We start from the raw sequence: 2,809 nt of genomic DNA on the forward strand, positions 1-2,809 counted from the left end.
GCGGGCCAGCCCGCTTCCACAGGGTGGGGCAAGGACCGATACCGTTCATCGCTACTGTCAGATCTGACAGTAGCCAGGCCGCAGGCTGCGGGTATGTGATGGCTTCACCCGCGCATCGAGCCTGAGAAGGAGCCTGTGATGACCACGCCCATTGAACCCACCGACCCCACTGAACCCGAAGACCTCACCGCCCTAGCCCCCCTGATTATTTCGGAGTGGACTTGGCCCATGCCCACTGATGAAGGAGGCGTTCATGGCGGCATTCCCGTTCGCGCCGTAGAAGGCGGGCTCAAGTTTGTTGTCAGCCCCTGGAGCATCATGAACCCGGGGGACCACCTGAGTGTGTTCTGGGGCGACGCCTCGGCGCCCGTGTGGGCCGATTCCATTGCGCCGGGGCAGCAAAACCAACCGGTACACGGCGTGCTCGACCCCTCCAAAATCCTGCCCGGCATCGCCGAACCGGTGTACTACAGCGTCAAGCGCAACGGCTCAAGCGTGTCGCAAGAGTCCGAGCCCAAGCTCAGGCTATTGGTCAAACTCGATCGCCCCGGCGGCCTGCATGACGACAACTCGGTGCCCGGCCCAGGCCTGGCCCCGGGCCACTCACGGCTCGGTTTCAGTATTCCCCAAAAGATCATCGACGAGGGGGTGGACCCCACCGACGCCAACAACGGCGTGCCCATCCGCATCGAGTACCCCGGCATTCGCAAGAACGACCGCGTGGTGTTGTCCTGGGGCAGCCAACGCACAACCGTCGCCGTCACCTCGGCGCAGGCCGCCCAGGGCTGGCTGGATGTGCTGATCGACAAGGCCATGATCGAAGCCGCCGGCGATGGCCAGGTGAGCTTCTCCTACCAGGTCATCGATGTCGTCGATAACTACCCCGACCCACGGGCCCAGTGGTCGCGGGTGGCTTACATCAATGTCGACGTGGCCACGCTGCGCCCCGATGCGCCCCTGGTGGTGAACGCCGACCCGGACACCCGCGTCATCGACCTCGACGAGTTGGGCGAGGACGATGTGTTGGTCGTGGTCAACACCCCTGCGGCCCATTTCAAAAAAGGCGACACCGTGCTGCTGACCTGGCGCGGCATCACCGCCCAGGGCGGGGAAATCATCGTCCGCCCCCTCGAACAGAAAGTGAACCTGGTGGGGCTTGGCTTGAACTTTTTTATCGACAACGCCAAGGTCAAGGCCCTGGCCCAGGGCCGCGCCACGGTGTCCTACGTCATAAAACGCACGGGTATTGAAGACCGGGCATCGCGAGTCGCCAGTGCCAGCATCAAGGGCATCCTCAACGACTTACTGCCCCCCAACGTGCTGCAAGCCCCGGGTGGGGTGCTCAACCCCAACGAACCCTCGGCAACTGTGCACATCCCGTACTACGCAGGCCGCAACAGCAGCGACCTGGTGACCCTGATCTGGGAAGCCCAGAACGGCGGCTCGCTGGAGCGCTACGAACAGCCGCTGGTCGTCGGCGACCTCGACGAAGACGAGCCTATCGTCCGCAGTGTGGACCAGGTAGACATCCGTCGTTTCGACGGCTTGAGGGTCAAGGTGTTCTACCGCGTCAACGACGGCGCCAGTAAAATCCGCCTGATCCGCACCTCGCAGATTTTCTGGATGCAGGTGGGCGTTGTCATGCCGCAATTCCCCGCCCCGCGGGTCAGCCACGTCACCCCCGGTACCGACCTGCTCGACCCCGACCAGGTGCCCGCCGCCGGTGTCACCCTGACCGTCCCCTACACCCAAACCTGGGTCGGCGACCAGGTGACCTACATCTGGGACGGCTCAGAAAGTGCCGGCGACATCTCCAATACCATCACCCTCACCGCCGCCACCGCCGGTCAGGAAATCCCCATCCCCGTGCCCAAGCTCTACGTCGAAAACAACCGTAATGGCGTGGTGATGGTGCACTACACCATCCGACGCGGTACCGAACTGCTGGGCGTGTCCCACACCCTGAGCCTGCGGGTGGGCAAGGACCTGATGGACCTGTCGCACCCCACCCTGCGCAACCATGGCGACGGTTCACTGGTCAACGTCAACCCCCTGGATATCCAGCACGAAACCGCGGTGATCGTGCAATACAACGACATGCTGACCACCGACAGGATCAGCCTCAAGTGGTACTACCCAGACTGCACCACCCCCTACATCGCCGATAAAAACGGCCTGGCGGGTAAACGGGTGGAATTTATCATCAGCGCCAACTCCGGCATCGTCCCACCCAGTGTGGGCAAGACCATCCAGGTGCAATACATCGTCACCCGGGGTAGCCAGGAACACACCTCACACTTCCTTACCCTGAACGTGGCCAGCATCGCCCCGGGCGACCTACCGAGCCCGCTTATCAATGGCTTGGGCAACGGCGAACTGCTGAACCTGAACACCTTCCTCGGCAACGCCAAGGCTTCACTGGCCAAATGGCCCCTGAGCAAAACCGGGCAACGGGTGTGGATGACCTGCAGCAGCTCCAGCGCCCTGCCCTTACTCGTATTAAGTGGCTATGCAATCAACTCGACCGAAGCGGCCAATGGCCTGGTGGATAAAGCCGTGTTGCGCAGTTGGTTGGAGGGTTTGAGCAATAACAGCCAGGTCACGATAGGCACCAAGGTGACCTTCAATGGCAGTGCAGATGACGCTCAGGCCCAGGCCTTCCCCACCACCACCTACACCCTGGTCACCCAGGCCCTGGACTTGCCACTGCCGGTACTCATCAACGCCACCGGCACCGGCGCCAACGTCACCTATGCGCCACTGCAAGGCGTAAACGGGGCCAAGGTGCGGGTGAGCTACCCGGACATGA

General features: G+C 62.7%; 1 protein-coding gene. It reads left to right on the forward strand.

What is annotated here, in order from left to right; genetic code table 11:
• Positions 1 to 138 precede the first annotated feature (138 nt).
• A partial coding sequence (locus CKW13_RS24030; RefSeq protein WP_095111247.1) for a hypothetical protein occupies positions 139 to 2,809 on the forward strand: 2,671 nt, incomplete at its 3' end.

It is taken from the genome of Pseudomonas sp. Irchel 3E20, from assembly GCF_900187645.1.
Taxonomy (GTDB): Bacteria; Pseudomonadota; Gammaproteobacteria; order Pseudomonadales; family Pseudomonadaceae; genus Aquipseudomonas.